Consider the following 23,789-nt stretch of genomic DNA (forward strand, 5'->3'; position numbering starts at 1 on the left):
GCAATCAGACTGCGGCTGTGTCGTCTGGCAGCACTCCCGGGCCCTACGTGGTTACGCAAGCTGCCGCCTTCGGGCCTGACGGGAGTGCCGAGCCGTTTTCGCATAAGTCGGATCATTTCGTCAATCCCAACATTGCCGCGGTCAATCCGAAGTCGGGACCGAGATCCTGCACCTTGCCGGTCCGGCAGCCGTCCGCGCGCATCTGGATCTTCTCGCAGAACGCGCTGACGACCTCGCCGTCGAGCGTGGTGCCGATCAAGGCGTGCAGCCGCACGAAGTGGCGGCCGCGGTCCATCGAGTTGTCCAGGCTCTGCAACAGCATCGGCGCGATATCCACGACCTCGGTGAGCCCGGCGGCGTTGGTGCGCAGCTGATTGGTCACGTTGGTCAGCCCGGTGAGGCTGGAGGCCAGCTGATTCTGATACTTGCCGAAGGTGCCGCTGGTGTTGGACAGGAACCCGTTGAGCTGATCCAACGTCGCCTGCAGACCCGGGGCCTGCTGCGCCAGCAGCGAGGACATCTGAGTCACCTTGTTGCTGAAGTCCCGCACCGACTTGTCGTTGTCGGCCAGCATCGTGGTCAGCTCGTTGAGCTTGATGATGATCTCCGAGATCGCGTCCTTGTTGTCGACGCCGACCTTCAACGCACCGGACAGGGCGTTGAGGGTGTCGCGGATTTTCTCGCCCTGACCGTTGACCATGTCGTAGAGCAGCGTGCCGTCCAGCGGACCCGATTTGCCGTCGGTACCCGGCGCGGGTTTCAGCGAGGCGGTGAACTGGTCGATGGTCTTGATCAACGTGTCCAGTTCGACCGGCGTGCGGGTGGACTCGATGGTCAGATGCGAATCGTCCGGCAGGGTCGCGCCGCCGGTGTACACCGGGGTCAGCTCGATGTGCCGATCGGTCACGATGGACGGCGAGATCAGCGCGGCGGTCACATTCTTCGGGATCTTCACATCGCCGTCGATGGTCATGTGGACCTCGGCGTACTGGCTGTGCGGGACGATCTTGTCCACCTTGCCGACCTCGAGGCCGAGCACGGTGATCGGATTGCCCACGAACATGCCCGCGATATTGCGGAAGTCGGCGGTGATGTGCGTGCTCGCACCGACCGTGTCCTGCACCGAGAGCGGCATAGCCGAACAGCTGCCCACCGCGACGGCCACGGCGCCGATGCCGAGGCCCTTCACGATCCGCGCGATCGCCCGTGCGGTCGGTCTCATCCCTGGCACCCCTCGATCACTCGGGCGAAGCACAACCAGTTGTCCGGGAACAGCCACGGCAGGCCGACCTCGCCGTACGGGCCGTTGCCGAACGCATTGTTCAACTGCCGCAACGCGGGCGGCATGATCGACAGCAGCCGATCGAGGTTGTCCTTGTTCTTCTGCAGACCCGCGGCCATCGTGTTGAGCTGATCGATGGTCGGGCCGATCTGGTTGTTGTTCTCCGCGCCGATCTGCTGCAGCTGTTTGGTCAGCGAGGCGACGTTGTTCAGCAGCTGGCGCAGCAGTTGCTGACGCTCCATCACCCGGTTGGCGATCGCCTCACCCTGGGTGATCACCAGCAGCACGCTGTTGCGGTTGTCACCGAGGATCTGGGTGACCCGGTCCAGATTCTTCAGCAGGCCGTCGACCTGGTCCTTGCGGTCGTTGATGGTCTTGGCCAGCGCACCGACGCTGTTCAGCGCCTCCGCGGTCAGCTGCGGGGAACCGTCCATCTGATCACCCAGGACCTTGAAGGTCTGCACCAGCTTCTGGGTGTCCAGGGCCTCGAACTTCGGTGTGCCGATCTGGATCACATCGGACAGGTCGTACGGGACCGTGGTGTTGTTCTTGTGGATCCGGCCGTCCTTCAGGCCCGAGCCGTCGCCCGGATCCAGGCTGACGTACCGCGCGCCCAGCAGGGTCGCCATCTTGATCGAGGCCCTGGCGTCCGCGCCCAATTTCAGATCGCCGTTGACCTGCAACGTGATCAGCACGTGGTCGCCCTCGAGCTTCTCGGACGACACCGTGCCGACCGGAACACCGGCCACGTCGACCTTGTCACCGGTCTTCAACCCGGCGGTCTGCGCGAATTCGGCCTCGACCTCCTGCTTGCCGACGCCGAGTTTGCCGAAGCTGGAGGAGACCACCAGCAGCAGCACCACCAGCGCGGCGCCGATGACGCCCAGCCAGAAGTAGCGGTTCGCGTTGAAACGTTCCCTGATCTTCGTCATGGCCGGCACACCGCCGAGTGAGAGTTCCCGCCGATCTGGGTGAGCAGGCCGCGCGGCAGCAGCACACCGTAGAGCGAGATGTCCAGGCTGCACACATAGGCGCTGGCATAGGCGCCGTCCTGGGTGAAGTTACCCAGGCGGCCCATCACGTCCGGCAGGTCGATCGCCGCCTGGTCGAGTTTGGCGCCGTTGGCGATCAGCATGGTCAGCGCACTGGTGCTGGCGTTCTGCGCGGCCGCGATCTTGGGCTGCACACCGCTGATCATGCTCACCATCGCCGAGGTGGCGTCGGCGATCTTGACCGTCGAGTTCTGCAGGGACTGGCCCTGCTGGTACAGCCCGCCGATCAGCGCGCGGGTCTGGGTCACCAGCGTCTCCAATTCGTCACCTCGTTTCGCCAACCCCGCCATGACGCCGGAGAGGTTGGTGATCACGTCGGACAGGATCGCGTCCCGACGCTGGAAATCGCCCGCGAGTGCCGCGGCCTGAGTGATGAACGCGCTCAACGAGACTCCGTCACCCTGCAATGCCTGGATGAAGGTGTTGGACAGCTGGTTCACCTGTGCGGGCTGCAACGTCTGGAACAGCGGTTCGAAACCGTTGAGCAGTCCGGAGATGTCGAAGGACGGCTCGGTCTGGGCCAGCGGGATCGAGCCGCCGCTGTGCAGCGGCGTCGCGACGCCCTTGGTTCCGGGTGCGAGCGCGACGTAGCGCTGACCGATCAGGTTCTGATACCGGACCAGGGCCTTGGTGGTGCCGTACAGCGTCTGGTCGTTCTGCACGATGAACGTGACGACGGCGTGATGCTGCTTGTCCAGATCGATCTTCTCGACCTTGCCCACACGCACACCGGCCATCCGCACATCGTCGCCGGGACGCAGGCCCAGCACGTCGCTGAAGGTGGCCGAGTAACTCGTGGTGGACCCACTCACGCTGCGCGCCAGCGTATTCCAGATGAGCACCGTCACCAGGATCGAGACGATCGCGAAGACGCCGAAGCCGATCAGGGGTTTACGAATACTCATCGGCCTGCACCGTTTTCGGTCACTTGCAAGGTTCCACCCCTCAGGATCGAGCTCAGCAGCACGTATTCGGCGACGGTCGGGCGGTGGCCCAGCAGTGCGGTGATGGCGGCATCACCGGTGTAGTCGACCGTCCCGGCGATGGGAGCCGCGGCGGGTGCGGTCGGCAACTGAGCCGAGGCGGGTTTGTTCGGCGCGGCCGCGGCCGGAGCCGGGGCCGAAAGTCCCGGAATGCCGTGCGGGAACAGGTTCTGCAGCGGAGTTCCGGCGAACGGGTCGCCCGGGTTCGGCTTGTTCTGCGGCTGTGCGGTCTGTGTGGTGTATCCCGGGATCGCGGGCAGGCCCGGAATCGCGGGCAGCTTGGGCAGCCCCTTCGCCGAATCCAGCGCCCGCGGCCGCAGCGCGGTCGGCAGCGTGCCCGGATCCGAAACCGCCGGCGCCGTACCGCAACTCGGTCCGGCCATGGTGCCGTACCGCGGGCAGTCGCCGCGGTCGTACGGCTTGTACGGGGTGAAGGTCAGGCCCATGTTCCAGACCATCTGCTTCTGCGGACCCCAGTGGAATGTGGTGCCCAGCTGGCGAATCGAGGCGTTCAGGTTCGCGATGGCGGCCGGCAGCGCGTCCGGCTGACTGGTCAGCGCCCCGAACAGGTCACCGGTTCCGACCGTGAGCCGCTTACCGGCATCGCCGTTGGCGGCGAACAGCGCGTTGACCTTGTCCACGGTGCTCTCGGTTCCGGTGATCAGACCGGCGACCGCGGAACGCTTGTCGGAGATGGTCTTCGCGGTCTTCACCGACTCGGCCAGCGAGCCCATCAGTTCGGGCGCGGACTGGTTCAGCGCGTGCATCGAGGCGGAGAAGTTGTCCAGCGTCTGCCCGACGTCCGGCACGGCCTTACGCAGTTGGGTCAGCACGTTGTCCAGCCGCTCAACCGTGGAACCCGGTACCCGGCTGCCACTTTCGAGTGCGTAGGACAGGGTGCCGAGCACCCGGCCCAGCTGCACCGGGTCGATCTTGTCGAGGATGGTGCGCACGGTGGTCAGGGTGTCCTGCAGGGCGATGGTGCCCTCGCTGTGGTCCTCGGCGATGGTCGAACCCGCGCGCAGATGACTCTTGGCCGGACCGTTGTAGACCAGTTCGACCGAGGTGACGGCGAACAGGTTGCTCGGGACCACGCGCGCGGTGACAGTGGACGGGATGTTGCCGACGAAGTCCGGCTTCATCTCGATGTGCACCTGTTGCTGCGCACCCTTCTGCGCCACCCCGACGTTCTTGACCGAGCCCACCAGAATGCCGCGGAACTTCACGTCGGCGTTATCGGGCAGGCCGTCGCCGGTGGTGCTCAGGTCGGCGGTGACGTCCACCTTGGGATGCAGGATGTATCCCTTGTACCGGGCCATGAGAAAGCCCAATATCAGCGCGAAGACGACAAGTCCCGACACACCCGCGACAAGCAGTTGCCGCATGGTCGGTCCGCGCCCACTCGGATCGATGATCACGAACAGACCCCTATTCTGTGTCTGATACGGATGAACGGGGGGCCTACGTGGTAATGCTCCGCTGCCGCCTCCGGCCCTGACCCGCTCATCCGGAAATCCTGATGCCGGGGTTGACGCCCCAGACCGCGAGCGTGATGAACAGGTCGGCGAAGACGACCGCGATGATGCAGTACTTGATCGCCCGGCCGGCCGCGACGCCGACGCCCTCGGGACCGCCGGAGGCGAAGAACCCGTAGTAGCACTGGATGAAGGTGGTGATCGCGACGAAGACGATCGCCTTCAGCAGCGACCACAGCACGTCGTGCGGGACCAGGAATTGGTAGAAGTAGTGCTGGAACGTGCCGCTCGCGGTGCCGCCGTACAGGCCGACGGTCCACGCGCAGGTCAGGTAGGCGAACGGCAGCGCCAGGCAGTACAGCGGGACGATCGCGATCATCGCCGCGATCATCCGGGTGCTGACCAGGTACGGCAGCGGCCGGATGGCCTGGGATTCGAGCGCGTCGATCTCCTCGGCGATGCGCATCGAGCCGAGCTGCGCGGTGAATCGGCAACCGGCCTGTGCGGCGAAGGCGACCGTGGCCAGCATCGGGCCCAGCTCGCGGGTGGTGGCGAAGGCCGAGATCGCACCGGTGATCGGGCTCAGACCCAGCAGATTCAGCGAGGTGTATCCCTGGATGCCGACGGTCATACCGCCGAACGCGCTCAGGATGAGCACCACGCCGATGGTTCCGCCACCGACGATCAGGCTGCCGTTACCCCAGGTGACGTCCGAGAGCAGCCGCCAGATTTCCTTCGGATAGTGCTTGAACGCCAGCGGGAAGGAACCGATCGACCGCAGGAAGAAGAACACCTGGTGGCCGATCCGGGCCAGCCAGTCGCGGGGTGCGCCCGCCGATGCCTTGATTCGCTCGAGTGGCCGCAGTAGCGGCGGTACATAAGTTGACGACACCGGCTCAGACCATCTGTGCGGGGAACAGGGTGTTGTAAATCTGCGTGATGATCAGGTTGACGCCGAACAGCATCACCGCCGAGAGCACCACTGCCGTGTTGACCGAGTTCGCGACGCCGCCCGGGCCGCCGCGCGTGGTCAGTCCCGCGTCGCAGGCGATGATCGCCGCGAGCAGTCCGAAGATCAGCGACTTCACCAGCGCGACGAGCAGGTCCGTGGTCACCGCGAAGGACGCGAACGTGCCGATGTACGAACCCGGCGTACCGCTCTGCGCGAAGATGTTGAACACGTAGCCGGTCAGGAAACCGACGAAAACCACAAAGCCACACAGCAGAACGGACACTAACATAGCGGCGCCGAGCCGGGGGGCGACCAAGCGCCGCAACGGGTCGACGCCCATCACCTTCATCGCGTCGATCTCCTCGCGGATGGTGCGCGAGCCGAGATCGGCGCAGACCGCCGAACCGACCGCACCGGCGATCATCAGCGAGGTGACCAGCGGCGCGCCCTGCTGGATGATGCCCAGGCCGTTCGCCGCGCCGATGAACGAGGTCGCGCCGACCTGCTGGGCGACCGAACCGACCTGAATCGAGACGATGACACCGATCGGGATGGCGACCAGCAGTGTGGGCGCGGCGGCGACGCTGGCCATGAACGCGCATTGCCGGACGAATTCCGCAAATGGGAAGCGTCCGCGGAAGATGCTGACGAACAGCTCACCTACGGCTTCGATACCCATCGTGATCTGGCGGCCGAAGGTCTCGATCGACCGTTTCGGATGATCCTGCCAATAGCCTCTGCCCCAGTCGAGCGCACCACTCATTCGTGACACTGGGCGTATGGCCTCCGACCCGCCCGGACGGTCGGTGGTGAACTGCACTGGCTAACCCCTCTCGACGTCGGTTACCCGCCCCGACGACTGTTTGCTTGAGGCACCTTACTACGGAGTTAGGAAAAACACACCACCATCTGTGACTGCCTTCATTGACCCAGATCACAGCCAGTAAATGACTGTGAGCGGAGACAACGAGTTGGTAAATACCACAAAAAACCCGATTGCATTCCAGAACCCGTTCTGCGTTCTTGAACGGCCGTCCAACTCTGGTCCGCAGCTCGACTGAATACCCCGGATTGCGTTTATTCAAAACCAATCTGTGTTTTCCGATGCGAGACGAGCCTAACTCCGAGCTCGGCCGATCCCGGGGCTATCACACTCGTGTCGCATCGGGCGACGCGCCGGTCACCACTGGTCACCGTGGTAATGGCAACCACGCCGTCACGCTCGGGTCACCGGCAGCCGACCGGCTAACTCGCCCGTCACACCGCGCGCATCGGCGCGCCGATGCTGACAGGATGTAGTACGACATGGGTTGATATCGTGCGGGCTTCCGACGTCTCTGGAGGGACATGTTCAACACACTCGCCAAGGCGGCGCGGACCGCCTTCGCCGTAGCCATCGGCGCGGCGCTGCTCGGTACGGGCGCGGGGGTCGCGCAAGCCGCCGGCGGTGCGCCGGTAATCGGCGGCGGTTCCGGAATCATCATTGACAACCAGTTCGAATGCACCGTCACGACCATCGGTCACGACCGAGCCGGGCGGCTGGTCGGGCTGACCGCCGGGCACTGCGGCGAGGCGGGCGCGCAGGTGTGGGCCGAACAGGCTCGCGGTGCCGGAGTGGTCGGTCACTTCGTCTACTCCAACCACGATCTGGACTACGCCGTCATCCAGTTCGATCCGAACAAGGTCACTCCGACCAACCACGTCGGCAACGTGACGATCACCGGGATCGGCGCACCGGCCATGTTCCCCAACATCGTCTGCAAGGAGGGCCGGACCACCGGCAACACCTGCGGCCTCGCCTGGGGCGACATCTTCCAGACCAATGAGACCTGGAGCCAGATGTGTGTCGTGGAGGGCGATTCAGGCGCGCCGGTCGTCATCGGCACCAGACTGGTGGGCATGGTCAACGCCTATCTGGCCGTGGCCTGCTTCGGCCCGGAGGTCGGCACGAATATGGACGCCATCCTGAACGATCTCAACCGCCGCGGCGGCGCCGGCTCGGGATACGCCCCGATCTGATCCTTCCGACCGAACCTTCCCTCGCGGGGCGGTGATCCACTCCGGGTCACCGCCCCGTGGCGTGTCCGGGTGAATTCGGTTGTACCGGTGGATTCGGTTGTACGGCAGGGCCGCTCATATTGCACTGCGGCAGTGTGTCGACCTCACCGGGCACCCGGCGCACCCGCGGTCCGCCCAGCAGCGCCGCGGCGATCACCGCCCCGGTCAGCAGCAGGCCCACGCAGATCCACATGGCCACCCCGAAGCCGTGATCGATGGCGACCGCGTCGGTGACCGATCCGGAGATACCGGCCAGTCCGGGCAGTGCGGCCACCGCGAGCAGTTGCGCGGTCCGGGCGACGGCGTTGTTCACCCCCGAGGCGATTCCGGCCTCGGCCGAGGGGACCGCGCCCAGCACGGCCCCGGTCAACGGGGCCACCAGCGCGCACAACCCCAAGCCGAACACGGTCACGCCCGGCAGCACATCACGCAGATAGCCCGCCACATGTCCGGAGCCGGGGCCGATGCGTAGCAACAGGACCAGTCCGGCCGCGCTCAGCAGCGGCCCGATCGTCATCGGCAGGTGCGGACCGTGCCGCTGGGCCCACCGACCGGCGGGCGCGGACAGCACGAGCATGAGCAGCGTGATCGGCAGCGTCGCGATGCCCGCGGCCAGCGGCGAGAAGTGCGCCACCTGCTGCAGTTGCAGCACCAGCAGGAAGAACACGCCGCCCAGCGCCGCGTAGACGGCCGATGTCACGAGGTTGGCGACGGTGAACACCCGGGAGCGGAACAACATCGGCGGGACCAGCGGATGATCGCTGCGCAGCTCGATCGCGACGAACACCGCCAGCAGCACTGCCCCGGCGACGGCCGGCAGCGGCATCTTCTCGATCAATCCGAAGGTCAACGCGCCCAATGCCAGAGCAATCACCAGCGCACCCGGCACATCCGATCGGCGCGAGGCGGCCGGATCCCGGCTCTCGGGCACATGCCGCAGCGTCACCGCGACCACCACCGCGGCAAGCGGCACGTTGATCAGGAATATCGACCGCCAGGAGGCCACCTCGATCAACCAGCCACCCAGGAACGGCCCGACCGCGCCCGCGATACCCCCGAACCCGGACCACAGCCCGATCGCCGATCCCTGGTCCCGTTCATCGATGGAAGAGGAGATCAGCGCCAGACTGCCCGGCGTCAGCAGCGCGCCCGCCACGCCCTGCACGATCCGCGCGGCCACCAGCATCTCGATATTCACCGCCGCACCACACAACACCGATGCGGCCGCGAAACCGATTGTGCCCCAAATGAATACCTTGCGCCGCCCGAGCCGATCCCCCAGTGACCCGCCGAGCAGGATGAACGAGGCGAGAGTCAGCGTGTACCCGCTCAACGTCCACTGCAGGCCCGCCACTCCGGTATGCAGCGCATGCCCGATCCGGGGCAGCGCGATATTGACCACCGTCGCATCCAGCGCGGCCACCGCCGACCCCAGCACGGTGGCCACCACTATCCACCGTCCGGTCCGCGACCTCAGCCGCGGCAGCTCACCCTCACTCACGCCCGGCCCCCGTCCCCGCCGATGCGCCCCACCCCACCCACCGACGACCGCCCATGCACGTTCACTCCCACAGGCTACGACCGGCCACCCACCTACCCGGGGCAGTTCGCCATGCGCGGACAGTTACGGCTTGCCCTGGATGCGGACGGACCGCGCCCCCGGACGATCGGCTCATCTCGAACCGCGAGCAACGCGGCCCGTCCTGCCGGACCCACACGCTCGAGGCCCGAACGCATCGGCACAACCCACATGACCACCCGATCAACGAGTACGCGCTGGGCGGCGTGGGCCGCCCGGCACGACGACCGGTACCACCTCGGCACTACACCGCGGCAGGTGCGCGCATTCGTGCAAGATGTGATCCGCCGTGCGGCAGGGCATCCGGTGGTCAGCGACGCAGGAGGGACGGACAGGTCCCTTTTTCGGGCAGGTCACCGGCTCGGGATCGATTCGTGCCGCGAGTGGGCGCTACCGCGGATCCGGTCCCGTCGAGCACGGAGAGCGTACGGCGAAGGGCGCACGCGGGAAATGTTCATTTGCCCGATTTCTGTCCGTAGCAAATATTCTGCGTATCGTGGGAGAGTAGGCCAGGAGGGAGCGAACGGTGAAGTTGATCAGCGCAGTTGGAGTTTCTGCCGTCGCGTTCGGTGCCTACCTCTGCTTCACTGGCAATGCATCGGCAACCGAGGTGAACTGTAACTCCGACGGCGGGCGGGACATTACGGTGATCGCCGGCAGTACAGCGTGCCGGGCTACGGTCGGCGATGCCGGGCATGCTCGCGCCGCCGGATACGACGGCATCGGCTTCGCACGGGCCGACGCCGGGGCGATCGCGCTGGGATTGGGGGTGTCCGGGGGGATCGGCGCGAGCGAGGGATCGCGGGGGATGCCGATCGCGATCGGTGTGGGACCGCAGTCCTACGCGTTCACCTCACTGCGCGACGTGACCGGCCCCGGCGTGAGCTTCGCGATGAACGGCTCACTGGCACAAGTAGTTTCGGACAACGACTCCGTCACCTGCCTCGGCTCGGCCGCCCTCGCCTGGGATTCCCGCTCCGGCACGAGCTGTCTGGCCACGCCCCTCGGCGTGTGGCGCACCGCCGCCACGCCGCACTGACCGCATCTGCGAGCACGGCGAGGTCGGCCGTGAACCGGATCGGGCCCGGCGTCGTATCCCCGATATGAGGGTCGTGACTTCTGCCGAAGGTGGGCTGCGGGCACCGCGCCCGGCGGTATTGCACGCGCTGGCGGCGGGTGTCGATTTCGAGCGGTATTTCCGGTGGCGCCGGGAACGGGACGGCGATCCGTTCGCGGTGGGGTTCCCCGGGTTCGGGGACGCGGTGTTCACCGGGACGCCCGCGGGAGCCGGGGAGTTCTTCCGCGCGCCGGTGGAGTCGCTGACCCCGCCGCTGCCGAATCCGATCGAGCCGCTGGTCGGGTCGGCCTCGTTGATCCTGGCTCGTGATCAACGGCACCGCCGGGAACGCGCGCTGCTGACGCCCGCCTTTCATCGCTCGCGTATCGCGCACTACGCCAAGGTTATTCACGATTCCACCCAGGACGAACTGGACGGCTTCGGGGCGGGCCCGGCGTGGCGGACCGGTGTCCGGGTGGACGCGCGGGTGGCGGCGCGGGCGATCACGCTGCGCGTGATTCTGGACGTACTCTTCGGCGACGGAAGTCGTTCCCGCCGTTCCGAATACACTGCCGCGGTCGTGCGGTTCCTGAATGCGTTCAGCGGGCCGCTGATGTTACTTCCAGCCTTGCGGCACAGCGTCTTCGGGCACGCCCCCTGGGATCGGTTCCTGACCGCGCGCGATCACCTGGACGCACTGATCAGCGCCGAGGTCGCCGCGCGGCGCACGGCGGGCGCGGATCCCGCCGGCAACGACATCCTGTCCATGCTGCTCGCCGCCCGCCACGACGACGGCTCCCCGATCGAGGAGGCCGACCTGCGCGATCAGCTGCGCACCCTGCTGGTCGCCGGTCACGAGACGACCGCGACCAGCCTGGTCTGGGCGCTGTACCGGCTGCATCGGCATCCCGAGACGCTCGCCCGGCTGCGCACGGAACTGGCCGGACTCGACCGGGACGGCGATCCCGCCGAACTGGCCCGGCTGCCCTACCTGGACGCGGTCTGCCAGGAGACATTGCGGCTGCATCCGCCCGTACCGATCGTGCTGCGCCGGTTGACCGAGCCGTTCACGCTGCGCGGCGTCGCGATGGACACGGGGGACACCATGGGCATCGCCGTACCGCTGCTGCATTCGGATCCGGGGGTGTGGCCGGACGCCGAGCGCTTCCGTCCGGAACGTTTTCTCCAGCGACGCTACGGCCCCGCCGAATTCGCCCCGTACGGCGGCGGGCACCGTCGTTGCCTGGGCTCCACCCTGGCCGACTACGAATTGCGCATCGTGCTGGCGACCGTGCTCATGCGGACCGAACTGGCACTTACGCACCGCTATTCGCGAGGCCGGATACCGATGTCCGTGCCGCACAACATCGCCACGGGACCGCGTGCCGGAATTACCTTCGATGTGGTGTCTCACCAGGGACATGCCGGTGATTCGCATCACAATACTATTTGACGTGACATCGTTTCGCTTGTTGCTGGGTACTGCTGTATGCCGGTCCCGCGCCCCCCGCGAACGGCGCATACGCCCCGAAACTCGGTTCTCGCCCGGTACCGGTGACACATCACACTTCGGTTGGAACGGGTCCATAACCACGGATCAACGATTGGCCGAAGCCATTCGGAAATGTAGTAATGGATGCCGGGCCGGGGACGACATATCTCGTTGTGCATCGTGAGCGAGATCTTCCGCGCATCTTCGCGTGTGAGTAGAGGATTGAGAGGACGTACGGCTTTGCGCACCACCACCTGTCGGAAACCCGCACGGGACAAGGCAACACGGGGCACGCGGATCGGCGTCCTAGCCCTGGCGATCAGCGCCGCGGGAGCGCTCGCCGCAGCGCCCGCGGCCGCGGCGCCGCTGTGGCCCGGCGGACCCGATGTGCCGGGCGCGCCCGCCCTGGTGCAGAGCCCGCAGCCCGAACCGGGCGCGGCGCCGCTGAAGACCCCGCCGCCGCTGCCGCAGGCCAACTTCGCCAATCCCGGCCTGAGCCCCGGTGACGGCGATGTCGTCGGCGTGGCCGAGCCGATCTTCGTCAACTTCAAGGCGCCGGTCACCGATCACGCCGCCGCGGAGAAGGCCATCCGGATCACCTCCTCGACGCCGGTGAAGGGCCACTTCTACTGGTACGGCGACAAGCAGGTGCGCTGGCGGCCGGAGAACTACTGGCCCGCCCACGACACCATCACCGTCCAGGCCGGTGGCACCCGCGTCGAGTACAAGACCGGCGACGAGGTGATCACCACCGCCGACGATGCCACGCACCAGATCACCATCACCAAGAACGGGCAGGTCATCAAGACCATGCCGACCTCGATGGGCAAGAAGGGCCACGAGACGCCCAACGGCATCTACTACGTGGGCGAGAAGAATCGCAAGATGATCATGGATTCGGCCACCTTCGGTGTGCCGGACACCTCGCCCGAGGGCTACAAGGTCCCGGTCGAGTACGCCACTCGCCTGGCCAGCAACGGCATCTTCCTGCACGCGGCGCCCTGGTCGGTGGCGCAGCAAGGCAACTCCGACGCCAGCCACGGCTGCCTCAACGTCAGCACCGCCGACGCCAAGTGGTTCTTCGACAACGCCCAGAAGGGCGACCCGGTCGTCGTGAAGAACTCCACCGGCGCCGCCAGCCGCAGCGACGGCATGGGCGACTGGAACTGATGCGGTAGCAGTACTCGCAACGGAGTGTGGCCCCGGGCATCAGCCCGGGGCCACACTCCGTTCCGAAGCGCTGTTTCTGATGTTCATCGGCGATTTGGTGTTGGGGCGGCGCGTGCGCGCTTACGATTCGGCGCATGTCCGTTTCGCCGCCAGGGGAGGCTGCTGCCGCCGCTGAGCCCGCAGACCGCCGAACCGCAACGCAGATCTCGCGGCTGCCGGCTGTGCGCGGGCGTTCGGTGCGGCGCGGAAGTCCGGAACGTGTTCTGCCGCAGGCCCGGGGGCGCGGATTGCGGGGGCGGCCGTGGAGCGACTACGGGTTGTTCCTGGTTCTGGTGGTGCCGAATCTCGCGCTGTTGGGTGTGTTCGTCTACCGGCCGCTGATCGATGACATCCGGTTGTCGTTCACCGACTGGAATCTGGCCGATCCGCTGGCGCACTACATCGGCTTGGAGAACTACCGAGAGTGGTGGGGGCGCAGCGATTCCTGGCAGATCGTCGGCAACACGGTGATCTTCACCCTCGCCGCGGTGGGCGGAAGTATGCTGCTCGGGCTCGCGCTGGCCTTGCTGCTGGATCGGAAGCTGTTCGGGCGCAACGTGGTTCGCTCGGTGATCTTCGCGCCGTTCGTGATCTCCGGTGCGGCCATCGGGGTCGCGTTCCAGTTCATCTTCGATCCCAGCTTCGGCCTGATCCAGGATGTGCTGCACCGGCTCGGCGTCACGAATGTGCCGGACTTCTACCAGAATTCGCACTGGGCGCTGTTCATGGTGACGGTGACCTACATCTGGAAGAACCTCGGCTACAGCTTCGTCATCTATCTGGCCGCGTTGCAGGGAACCCGGCCGGATCTGATGGAGGCCGCCCGGATCGATGGCGCGGGCCCGTGGACCCGGTTCAGCCGAATCCTGTTGCCGCAGTTGCGTCCGACGACGTTCTTCCTGTCGATCACGGTAATGCTCAACTCACTGCAGGTATTCGACATCATCAACGTGATGACCCGCGGCGGGCCGCTGGGCACCGGCACCACGACCATGGTCTACCAGGTCTACCTGGAATCCTTCCGCAACTTCCGGGCCGGGTACGGCGCGACGGTCGCCACCATCATGTTCGTGGTGCTGCTGATCATCACGCTGGTGCAGGTCCGCGTCATGGATCGGGGAGATGAGGCGTGAACGCCACGTACCAGCGCCGCAAGCTGGCCGCCACGCTGCTGGGTTACGCCGCGATGGTGTGTGTGCTGATCATCGTCGGCGTACCACTTTTCTGGATCGTGATCACCTCGTTCAAGGCGCGCCCGGACATCTACACCGCACCCGCGGTGTACTGGCCGCACAGCTGGCATCCGGAGAACTATCGCGAGGCGACGACCACGCTGCCGTTCTGGCAGTTCCTGCGCAATTCGCTGATCATCACCGCGATCATCGCGACGGTGAAATTCGTCCTGGGCATCATCAGCGCGTATGGGCTGGTATTCCTGCGATTCCCGGGCAAGAACCTGGTCTTCCTGGTGGTCATCGCCGCGCTGATGGTGCCGAATCAGATCACGGTCATCTCCAACTACGCCATCATCGCCGAGATCGGCTGGCGAAATACCCTCCAGGGCATCATCGTTCCGCTCTGCGGCGTGGCGTTCGGCACCTTCCTGATGCGCAATCACTTCCTGTCCCTGCCCGTCGAGGTGATCGAGGCCGCGCGGATGGACGGCGCCGGCTGGTGGTCGCTGCTGACCCGGGTGGTGCTGCCGATGTCGGGGCCGACGATGGTCGCCTTCGCGGTCGTCACGCTGGTCAACGAGTGGAACGAATATCTGTGGCCGTTCCTGATGGCCGACGATTCCCGGGTGGCCACCCTGCCGGTCGGACTGACGCTGCTGCAGAACACCGAGAATCCCAGCGTCACCAACTGGGGCCCGGTGATGGCCGGAACCCTGCTCACCATGGTGCCGATCCTGCTGGTGTTCCTCGTCCTGCAGCGGCACATGATCAAGGGCCTGACCTCCGGTGCCATCAAAGGCTGAGCCCCACAGCGTATTCGGCGAGAAGGAGACTGCCGTGTCCGATGCTGTTACCCCTGGCGTCGCCGGACCCCGGAAAGCGTTGTCCCGGCGGGGATTCCTGGGTTTGTCCGTCGCAGCGGCCGGGGCCGGCGCCGCGGCCTGCGCCGGAATGGGCGGCGGCGGGGTGCAGGGCGGCGACCCGAACAACATCACGTTCTGGTCGAACCATCCGGGCACGTCCAAGAGCCGGGAACTGGCGATGATCGCCGCCTTCGAGGCGGCGCATCCGGGGCTGCGCGTCACCCTGGTCGATGCGGGTAAGGACTACGGGGAGGTGTCGCAGAAGTTCAACGCGTCGCTGATCGGCGGGCAGCTGCCCGATATCGTCGTGCTCTCGGATGTGTGGTGGTTCAACTTCGCGATCAACAAGGCCATCACCCCGCTGGATCAGTATTTCGGCGATGCCGGTGTGCGACTCGACGATTACGTGGACACCTTCGTCAACGACTATCAGTTCCAGGGCAAACACTATGCGCTTCCGTACTGCCGCTCGACGCAGATCTTCTGTTACAACCAGGACGTCTGGGCCGGAGCCGGTCTGCCGCAACGAGGTCCGCAGTCCTGGGCGGAATTCGACGAGTGGGGTCCGAAGATCCAGAGCCTGATGGGCCCGAACCGATGGGCGCACGGGTGGTACAACGCGACCAACAACCTGGCGTGGACGTTCGAGGGCCCGATGTGGACATTCGGCGGCGCCTACTCCGACGGCTGGACGCTGAAATTCACCGACCCGGCCACGGTCGCCGCGGGAAACGCGTTGCGCGAGATGATCAATGTCAAGCAGTACGCCAGCATTCGCCCGCAGGCGGCAACCGATTTCGGCACCGGCGTCATCGCGTCGGCGATCACCTCAACCGGCGACCTGGCGGGTATCAACGCCAACGCCAAGGGAAAACTGTCCTTCGCGACGGATTTCCTGCCACATCCGAACGGCCCCGGCTGCACTACCGGCGGGGCCGGGCTGGCCATTCCGGAACGCATCTCCGATGAGCGAAAGGTGAACGCGCTCAAGTTCATCGAGTTCATCACCGATACCGCCAACACGACGTCGTTCGGGCAGGCCACCGGATATATTCCGGTGCGCAAGTCCGCGCAACAGGATCCGTCCGAGGTGGCCTTCCTGGCGAAAAACCCCAATTTCCAGACCGCGATGAATCAGCTTCCGCTGACCAAATCCCAGGATTACGCCCGGGTTTTCCTGCCCGGCGCGGACCAGATCATCGGCACCGGACTCGAGCAGATCGGGTTGCGCAATCAGGATGTGCATTCGGTCATGTCGGGCGTACAGAATCAGCTGCACGGCATCTATACCCGGCAGATCGCGCCCAAACTGTCCGAGTGAGCCGAATCGGCGATCACCAGATGCGCACGCGCTCCGCCGGTTCCAGATACAGCGCATCGCCCGGACGCACATCGAACGCGGTGTAGAAGTCATCGATATTGCGGACCACGGCATTGCAGCGGAATTCGTTGGGTGCGTGCGGGTCCGCGGCCAGGCGCCGAATGGCCTCCTCGGGACGCACCTTCGCACAACGCATCCGGGCCCAGCCCATGAAGAACCGCTGCGCACCGGTGAATCCGTCGATGGTGGGGGATTCGGCGTCCGCCAGCGAGATCCGGTAAGCCTTCAGCGCGATCGACAGACCGCCCAGATCGCCGATGTTCTCACCGATCGTGAACTCGCCGTTGACGGTGTACTCCGCGGGCAGATCGCGAGGGGAGAGCACCGCGTACTGATCGATCAGAGCCTTTGTCCGCCGGTGGAATTCGTCGTGATCGGCGGCGGTCCACCAGTCGACCATGGTGCCCTCGCCGTCGTGGGTGCTGCCCTGATCGTCGAAGGCGTGCCCGATCTCGTGACCGATCACCGCGCCGATCGCGCCGTAGTTCACCGCGTCGTCGGCGGCCGGATCGAAATACGGCGGGCGAAGATAGCCGGCCGGGAAGGTGATTGCGTTCATGCCGCGGTGGTAGAACGCGTTGACCGTCTGCGGACTGGTCAGCCATTCGCCGCGATCGACCGGACGCTCGAGGCGGCGCAGCTGATAGTCGTGCGCGGCAGCGTATCCGCGCCGATAGTTGCCGACCAGATCGTTCGGATCGATGTGGATATCGGAGTAGTCGCGCCACTGGTCCGGATAGCCGATCTTGGCGACGATCTTCTCCAGCTTCGCCGTGGCCGCGATCTTGGTGTCGGGCCCCATCCACGGCAGCTCGGCGATGCTGCGACGGTAAGCCTCGCGCAGGTGGGTCACCATCTCGGACATCTTCGCCCGAGCCTCGGGCGGGAAGTGTTCGGCGATGAAGATCTTCCCGACCGCGTCCCCGAGTAATTCCTGTACCAGCGCCACGCCGCGCTTCCAGCGGTCCCGGATCCGCCGGGCTCCGGTCAGCGTGCGGCCGTAGAACTCGAAATTCTCGTGGGCCACCCCATCGGTGAGATACGGTGCGCGCCTGCGGATCACCTGCCACGCCGCCCACGCCTGCCAGTCCGCGAGCGAGACCTCGGCCCACAGCCGGGCGAAGCCGGCCAGATAGTCCGGCTGCCGCACCACGACCTCGGCGTGCACCTCGGGGCCGGTCCGGTCGATCCCCTCGGTGAGGCCGGAAGTCCAGCTCAACCAGTCGAATTCCGGGGCCTCGGTGCTGAGCTCGTCGAATGTGCGCAGGTTGTAGGAGGATTCGACATCGCGGCGACGCACCACATCCCAATGCGCCGCGGCCAGGGCGCGTTCCAGCTCGAATATGCGCCGACCGATCCCGTCCAGGTCCCCCGGCAACGACTCCCGCAGTGCCGGATCGGCGGCGAACAGGGCGAACATCGCGTCGATATGGTCGCTGTAGGCCGCGCGGATCTCGGCGAATCGCTCGGTGCGGTAATAGGATTCATCGGGCAGGCCCAAGCCCGACTGAGTCAGGTGGACCAGGTTCCGGCGCGCGTTGTGACTGTCGCCGCTCACGAAGATCTCGACCGCCCCACCCACGCCGGTCCGCTGTAACCGGCCCAGCAGCGCCGCGAATTCGGTCCGATCGGTGACCGCCGCGATGTCGGCCAATTCCCCGGCGATCGGCCGCAGACCCGCATCGGCCACCGCGTCCAGATCCATGAAACTCGCGTACAGCTCGGCGATGCGGCGTATCTCCTCACCCGCCGACGCGGGCGCGGTGACCGCGGCCATGATGATCGCCTGCACATCCAGTTCGGCCCGATCGCGCAGGTCGGAGACCGAGCCGGAATGTACACGGTCCGCCGGGATCTCACAGGTGCGCAGCCAGGCGCCGTTCACGAAGCCGTACAGATCGTCCTGCGGCCGCACGGATCTGTCGATATGGGAGAAATCGATACCTGATACACGATTCGGCACGGCAGTCACCTCTATCAGTATGCCGTGACACCTCCACCGATTCAGGTGAATCGGACCGCCCGCCCTCCGGGAACCGGAGGGCGGCGCGGGAACTACCAGATCCGAACGCGCTCAGCGGGTTCCAGATACAGGGCATCACCCGACACCAGGTCGAACGCCTCGTGGAAGGTGTCGAGATTGCGGACCACACCGTTGCAGCGGAACTCCGCCGGTGAGTGCGGATCGACGGCCAGGCGGCGGATGGCCTCCTCCTCGCGCGCCTTGGTGCGCCAGACCTGCGCCCACCCGAAGAACACCCGCTGCAGACCGGTGAGCCCATCGATGACGGGAGCCTGCGCATCACCCAGTGCGATGCGGTATGCCTCCAGCGCGATCGAGAGCCCGCCGAGGTCGCCGATATTCTCGCCGATCGTGAATTCGCCGTTGACCTTGTGGTTCTCCGCCAGGCCCTTGGGCGTGAATTCGTTGTACTGATCGATCAGCGCACGGGTGCGCTTCCCGAATTCGGCGCGGTCCGCATCGGTCCACCAGTCGACCATATTGCCGTCGCCGTCGAATTTGCTGCCCTGATCGTCGAATCCGTGGCCGATCTCGTGACCGATCACCGCGCCGATACCGCCGTAGTTGGCCGCGTCGTCGGCGTTCATATCGAAGAACGGCGGCTGCAGGATCGCCGCGGGGAAGACGATCTCGTTCATGCCCGGGTTGTAGTAGGCGTTGACCGTCTGCGGGGTCATGAACCACTCGTCGCGATCGACCGGGCCGCCGAGTTTGTTCAGGTCGCGGTCGTGTTCGGCGGCGTAACCGCGACGGTAGTTGCCGACCAGATCGGCCGGGTCGACGACGACGGCGGAGTAGTCACGCCAGCGGTCCGGATAGCCGATCTTCGGGGTGAATTTGTCCAGCTTGGCCAGCGCGGCTTTGCGAGTGTCGGGACCCATCCACTCCAACTCGGCGATATTGCGGCGGTACGCCTCCTGCAGATTCGCCACCAGGACCTGCATGCGCGCCTTGGCCTCGGGCGGGAAGTGCTGGGCCACATACAGTTTGCCGACCACCTCGCCGAGCAGATCCTCGACCAGCGAAACGCCGCGCTTCCAGCGCTCACGATTCTCCTGGGTGCCGGTGAGGGTGCGACCGTTGAAGTCGAACGACTCCTCGACGATCGCGGCGGTCAGATACGGTGCGCGCCCGCGCAATACCCGCCAGCTCGCCCACGCCTGCCAGTCGGCCAGCGATTCCGATGCCCACAGGTCGGCGAAGGTGCGCACGTAATCCGGCTGCCGCACCACGACCTCGGCGAACAGCTCCGGACCCGAGGCGGAAACGCCCTCGGCCAGGCCGGACGTCCATGCCACCCAGTCGAATTCCGGATGCCGCGCGGTCAGATCCGCGAAAGTGGTGAGGTTGTAACTCAATTCGGCATCGCGACGACGCACCACATCCCAATGCCCCGCGGCCAGCTTGGTTTCCAGATCGAACACCCGTTGCGCATCGAAGTCCAGCCCGGCCAGGGCGAACATCCGGCCGATGTGCTCGACGTACTTCGCGCGGATCTCCGCGTACTCGTCGCCGCGGTAGTACGACTCGTCGGGCAGGCCGATCCCGGCCTGGCTGGTGTGCACCAGATAGCGCTGGGAGTTCTTGTCGTCGGTGTCGACGTAGAACACGAGCGCCCCGCCGATGCCGACCCGCTGCAACCGGCCCAGCAGCGCGGCGAATTCGGCGCGGTCGGTGACGGCGGCCACCGCCGCCAATTCCTCGGCGATCGGGGTCAGTCCGGCGGCCTCTACCGCGGCCTCGTCCAGGAAGCTGGTGTAGAGGTCACCGATCTTGCGCTCATCGCTCCCGGCCGCGGCATCCGAGGCCGCCGCGGTCTGGATGATCTCGCGCACATCCCGCTCGGCCTGGTCGTAGAGCGTGCGGAAGGCGCCGTCGACCGCGCGGTCCGCCGGAATCTCGTACGTGTCCAGCCATTGCCCGTTGACGTGCGAGAACAGGTCGTCCTGCACCCGCACGGCGGCGTCGCGATAGGTCAGATCCAGGCCGGAGGTACTCGTCAGATCAGCAGTCACGCTGTCCAGTATGCCGACGCGCGCCGGGCGTCGCCGCGAACGCCGCTGCCCGCCGCGCTGACATCGCGCGTCGAGGCCGCGTAGCCGGTGCGGCCGAACACCCCGGGCCTGGTCGAACGCCGGAGCTGTGCTCCGGATCATCCGGCGGACCGCCCGTGGCGGAATCGCCGCTGCCGCCGGATGTCCCGGCTCAGCGAGCGGGGGTGGGGGTGTTCTCGAGGCTGGAGCGGAATTGGTCGGCGCACTGCTGGATCTTTGCCTTGTCGCCATTGGCCTGCTTCGTGCATTCCATATAGCTGCGGCCACCGTGATCCGCGACCCAGTTACCCGCCACCACGCCGATCACGATTCCGGCGATCAGCCCCAGGGCGGCCAGGGCCAGGCCGAACCACGCGAGGACGCCGCCCGCCGCGGTGCCCCGGCGAGCCTTGACCACCGCGATGATGCCGAAGGTCAGGCCCAGCAATCCGAACAGCACGCCGCCCAGTACCGTCGGGCAACTCAGAATCGCCAGAATGCCCAGGACCAGTGCGGTGATCGCCAGACCGCGGCCCTGTCGCTGCGGCCGGTACGGTTCACCGGGCGGAGCCGGATAGTCGCTCGGCGGTGGCGGGGGATAACCGCCCTGGCTCGACGACGGATATCGACCTGGCGGGGGGTACTCCGTCATGACTGTCCTCTCGTTACTGTCCGCCCAGGCGTGCGTGCATTTCCCAGACCAGGATCTCGGCGGGCCGATTCGCGGTGATGCGCTGGCCGCCGCTGCGGGTCAGACGGACGGCATCGCCCGCGTACAGGGTGCCGATACCGGCCATATCGACCTCGCCCTGGGCGATGAACAGATGCAGATAGGGCGCCTCGGGCAGCTCCACCGTGCTCGGCTGACCGGGCAGCCCGAGCCGCGCGACATGCAGGGCCGAATGACTGCTGTTGATCTTGATGGCGGTGCGATCGCGATAACGCGGCAGTCCCGAGGCGACCGTCACCAGGCCGCCGGCGGCCAACTCGGTATCGATCTCGAGCTGCTGGTAGCCCGGGTCGAGATTCGGCTCGTCGGGTACCACCCACATCTGCACGAAATGCACCGGTTCGGTGTGCTCGGCCGTCCCGCCCTGCTCGGGGGGCAGATGCCAGGAATCGTTCTTCTCCGAGTGCAGGATCCCGGTGCCCGCGCTCATCCGCTGGGCCAGGCCGGGATAGATGATGCCGCTGTGGCCGAGCGAATCCTGGTGGACCAGTGAGCCGCGCAGCACCCACGTCACGATCTCCATATCCCGATGCGGATGGGTGTCGAAACCCTCCCCGGGACGCACCACGTCCTCGTTGTTGACCAACAGCAGGCCGTGGTGGGTGTTCTCCGGATCGTAATGCTCGCCGAAGGAGAACGAATGCTTCGAATCCAGCCATGCCACACGGGTTTTCATGCGGTCGCCGCCGCGGTGGACATCGATGTGGGGGGTCGTGAGTGTGGACACCGTGGTCCTCCTCTCGGGCCGGGCATCGAAAAGACAGTTCCAGCGTGCCACAACATTGCCCGCATCCGCCCGGTGGATGCGGCGATCACACCGGCACGCACTGTATCAGCTACCATGTGGCAAATACCTGCTCTCGCATCGTCCACCCGGAATATCTGCCGCGGTGTCGCGATCGGCTAACCTCACGAGGTGGCCGACCCTTGCCCCGATGACGTTCCGGCCGCACCGGGTCGACCGGCGACGCGGCGGGATCTGTTGCGACTGCTCTGGCGGTCGGGCGCGGGGGTGCGGCGATTGTCGGCGGTGCGTTTCGCCGGGCAGTTCGGGGACGGCATGTTCCAGGCCGCGCTATCGGGCGCGATCCTGTTCAATCCGGAACGGCAGACCGATCCACCGGCCATCGCGGCCGGATTCGCGGTGCTGCTGCTGCCGTATTCGGTGATCGGACCGTACGCCGGCGCACTGCTGGACCGCTGGGACCGGCGGGTGGTGCTGCTCGCGGCCAATGTGTTGCGCGCCTTGCTGATCGGTGTGGCGAGCGTGGGCCTGGCGACGGGTATCGCCGAGACGCCGCTGCTGCTGCTCGCGCTGGCGGTGGTGGGCGTGAGCCGATTCGTACTGGCGGGCGTCTCGGCGGCGCTGCCGCGGGTGCTCGAACCGCGCTGGCTGGTGCCGACGAATTCGGTGCTGGCCACGGTGGCCTCCGGATGCGCGGCGGCCGGCGCCGCGGCGGCGGTGGCGATCATCGGGGCGATCGGTGCGGGCAACCTGGCCGGGGCGGTCGCGGTGGCGGCCAGTGCCTCCGGATCGGTGATCGGCGCGGTGTGTGCCGCCGGCTTCGCACCGCATGTGCTGGGCCCCGGTGACGACGAGCAGGACGCGGATCGGCCGGAAAGTTCGGTGCGGGCCATCCTGACCGGACTGCGAACGGGTGCGCGAGCGGTGTGGGAATCCGCGCACTGCACCATCGCGATGATCGGCATCGGCGTGCACCGGATCGTGTTCGGCGCGGACACCCTGCTCATGGTCCTGGTCCTGCGGCGCTCGGCGAACGAGAGCAGTTCGCTCAGCGGCGGCCTGGTCGGATTCGGCGTGGCGATCGCGGCCACCGCCGCCGGAATGCTGCTCGCCGCGGTCCTCGCGCCGTTGGTGATTCCCCGGCTCGGGCGGCCGCGGACCGTCCTCGTCGGTCTGCTCACCGCACTGGTCGTGCAAACAGCCCTGGTCACACCGATCACCGTGACACACGGCGCGAATACCGACGCCGCACACCGGCTGCTGCTGGCCGGTGCGTTCCTGCTCGGCCTGGCCGGCCAGACGGTCAAGCTGACCGGCGACGCCACCATGCAGATCGATATCGATGACTCCTGGCGCGGCCAGGTGTTCGCCCTGCAGGACACGGTATTCAACATCAGCTTCGTGCTGGCGCTCGCCGCGGCGGCGCTGGTCGTCCCGGCCGACGGGCGTTCGATCGGTGTGGTGCTGGCCGGGTCCGCCTGCTACGCGGTGGGAATCGTCGCGGTCGCGGCGATCATGGCCGGACCCGCTCGTCGCGGTCGCGCCGATCCCTTCGGATCGCGGTAGCAGCGGGGCTGCCCGGTGGATTCCCGGCGAATCGGACCCGATTTCCCGACGTCGGGCGATTCGATCCGCGCCGGGCTGATCCGGTCCGCTAAATTTAACGCGCTGTGCCCGGCTCCACTCGGCGAGTATTTCGC

The 23,789-nt window shown here is 66.5% G+C and carries 19 protein-coding genes; 8 read left to right on the forward strand and 11 right to left on the reverse strand.

The annotated features are described in order from the left end of the window. Positions 1-112: 112 nt before the first annotated feature. The 6 genes from NV1_RS01790 to NV1_RS01815 all read right to left on the reverse strand — a co-directional run bounded on the left by NV1_RS01790 (position 113) and on the right by NV1_RS01815 (position 6,507). Positions 113-1,222: an MCE family protein gene (locus NV1_RS01790; RefSeq protein WP_067884735.1), complete on the reverse strand. Its 1,110-nt coding sequence runs from the start codon at positions 1,220-1,222 to the stop codon at positions 113-115. After that, the gene (locus NV1_RS01795; RefSeq protein ID WP_067885065.1) at positions 1,219-2,214 is read right to left on the reverse strand and encodes an MCE family protein; all 996 of its coding nucleotides are present in this window, start codon (positions 2,212-2,214) and stop codon (positions 1,219-1,221) included. Before NV1_RS01795 ends, NV1_RS01790 begins: the two co-directional genes overlap by 4 nt. Then, complete coding sequence (locus NV1_RS01800) at positions 2,211-3,239, reverse strand: MCE family protein (RefSeq protein WP_067884737.1); 1,029 nt, start codon at positions 3,237-3,239, stop codon at positions 2,211-2,213. The genes NV1_RS01795 and NV1_RS01800 overlap by 4 nt, the downstream gene beginning before the upstream one ends. Further along, the gene (locus NV1_RS01805; protein ID WP_067884738.1) at positions 3,236-4,735 is read right to left on the reverse strand and encodes an MlaD family protein; all 1,500 of its coding nucleotides are present in this window, start codon (positions 4,733-4,735) and stop codon (positions 3,236-3,238) included. The genes NV1_RS01800 and NV1_RS01805 overlap by 4 nt, the downstream gene beginning before the upstream one ends. A gap of 85 nt (positions 4,736-4,820) precedes the next feature. After that, positions 4,821-5,684 carry an ABC transporter permease gene (locus tag NV1_RS01810; protein WP_067677569.1) on the reverse strand — a complete coding sequence of 288 codons (864 nt, stop codon included), beginning with the start codon at positions 5,682-5,684 and terminating at the stop codon, positions 4,821-4,823. A gap of 4 nt (positions 5,685-5,688) precedes the next feature. Beyond that, a complete protein-coding gene (locus tag NV1_RS01815) occupies positions 5,689-6,507 on the reverse strand; it encodes an MlaE family ABC transporter permease (RefSeq protein WP_040829399.1) in 819 nt (272 codons plus the stop codon). A 584-nt stretch (positions 6,508-7,091) separates the two neighbouring features. On the opposite strand from NV1_RS01815, the gene NV1_RS01820 reads away from it, so the two are divergent. Then, positions 7,092-7,763, forward strand: a complete 672-nt coding sequence (locus NV1_RS01820) for a S1 family peptidase (RefSeq protein WP_067884740.1) — start codon at positions 7,092-7,094, stop codon at positions 7,761-7,763. A gap of 46 nt (positions 7,764-7,809) precedes the next feature. On the opposite strand, the gene NV1_RS01825 is transcribed toward NV1_RS01820, so the two are convergent. After that, positions 7,810-9,303, reverse strand: a complete 1,494-nt coding sequence (locus NV1_RS01825) for an MFS transporter (RefSeq protein WP_067884743.1) — start codon at positions 9,301-9,303, stop codon at positions 7,810-7,812. 604 nt (positions 9,304-9,907) lie between these two features. Between NV1_RS01825 and NV1_RS01830 the strand changes: the two genes are divergently transcribed. From NV1_RS01830 to NV1_RS01855, 6 genes are all read left to right on the forward strand, one after another. Continuing rightward, complete coding sequence (locus tag NV1_RS01830; protein ID WP_067884744.1) at positions 9,908-10,420, forward strand: DUF6764 family protein; 513 nt, start codon at positions 9,908-9,910, stop codon at positions 10,418-10,420. 73 nt (positions 10,421-10,493) lie between these two features. Continuing rightward, entirely contained in the window at positions 10,494-11,891 is a 1,398-nt protein-coding gene (locus tag NV1_RS01835) for a cytochrome P450 (RefSeq protein WP_245713506.1), read from the forward strand. Between the two features lie 279 nt (positions 11,892-12,170). Then, entirely contained in the window at positions 12,171-13,100 is a 930-nt protein-coding gene (locus NV1_RS01840) for a L,D-transpeptidase (RefSeq protein ID WP_067884748.1), read from the forward strand. Positions 13,101-13,234: 134 nt separating this feature from the next. Further along, complete coding sequence (locus NV1_RS01845; protein ID WP_084524971.1) at positions 13,235-14,272, forward strand: carbohydrate ABC transporter permease; 1,038 nt, start codon at positions 13,235-13,237, stop codon at positions 14,270-14,272. Between the two features lie 53 nt (positions 14,273-14,325). After that, the gene (locus NV1_RS01850) at positions 14,326-15,117 is read left to right on the forward strand and encodes a carbohydrate ABC transporter permease (protein ID WP_084524996.1); all 792 of its coding nucleotides are present in this window, start codon (positions 14,326-14,328) and stop codon (positions 15,115-15,117) included. A 34-nt stretch (positions 15,118-15,151) separates the two neighbouring features. Continuing rightward, positions 15,152-16,498 carry an ABC transporter substrate-binding protein gene (locus NV1_RS01855; RefSeq protein WP_245713507.1) on the forward strand — a complete coding sequence of 449 codons (1,347 nt, stop codon included), beginning with the start codon at positions 15,152-15,154 and terminating at the stop codon, positions 16,496-16,498. A 13-nt stretch (positions 16,499-16,511) separates the two neighbouring features. Here the strand turns inward: NV1_RS01855 and NV1_RS01860 are convergent, their stop codons facing one another. The 4 genes from NV1_RS01860 to NV1_RS01875 all read right to left on the reverse strand — a co-directional run bounded on the left by NV1_RS01860 (position 16,512) and on the right by NV1_RS01875 (position 22,071). Then, on the reverse strand, positions 16,512-18,530 hold the full coding sequence (locus NV1_RS01860) for a M13 family metallopeptidase (protein ID WP_067884754.1): 2,019 nt from the start codon (positions 18,528-18,530) through the stop codon (positions 16,512-16,514). An 83-nt stretch (positions 18,531-18,613) separates the two neighbouring features. Beyond that, positions 18,614-20,596, reverse strand: coding sequence for a M13 family metallopeptidase (locus NV1_RS01865; protein WP_281181771.1), 1,983 nt, complete (start codon positions 20,594-20,596; stop codon positions 18,614-18,616). 190 nt (positions 20,597-20,786) lie between these two features. Further along, positions 20,787-21,266 carry a DUF4190 domain-containing protein gene (locus tag NV1_RS01870; RefSeq protein ID WP_067884755.1) on the reverse strand — a complete coding sequence of 160 codons (480 nt, stop codon included), beginning with the start codon at positions 21,264-21,266 and terminating at the stop codon, positions 20,787-20,789. Positions 21,267-21,279: 13 nt separating this feature from the next. Continuing rightward, positions 21,280-22,071 (reverse strand): pirin family protein, encoded by a 792-nt coding sequence (locus tag NV1_RS01875; RefSeq protein ID WP_157116411.1) that lies wholly within the window; start codon positions 22,069-22,071, stop codon positions 21,280-21,282. Positions 22,072-22,260: 189 nt separating this feature from the next. Between NV1_RS01875 and NV1_RS01880 the strand changes: the two genes are divergently transcribed. Further along, complete coding sequence (locus NV1_RS01880; protein ID WP_067884757.1) at positions 22,261-23,655, forward strand: MFS transporter; 1,395 nt, start codon at positions 22,261-22,263, stop codon at positions 23,653-23,655. The last annotated feature ends 134 nt before the right edge of the window (positions 23,656-23,789 follow it).

The organism is Nocardia vaccinii NBRC 15922 (genome assembly GCF_001613305.1).
Lineage (GTDB): Bacteria > Actinomycetota > Actinomycetes > Mycobacteriales > Mycobacteriaceae > Nocardia > Nocardia vaccinii.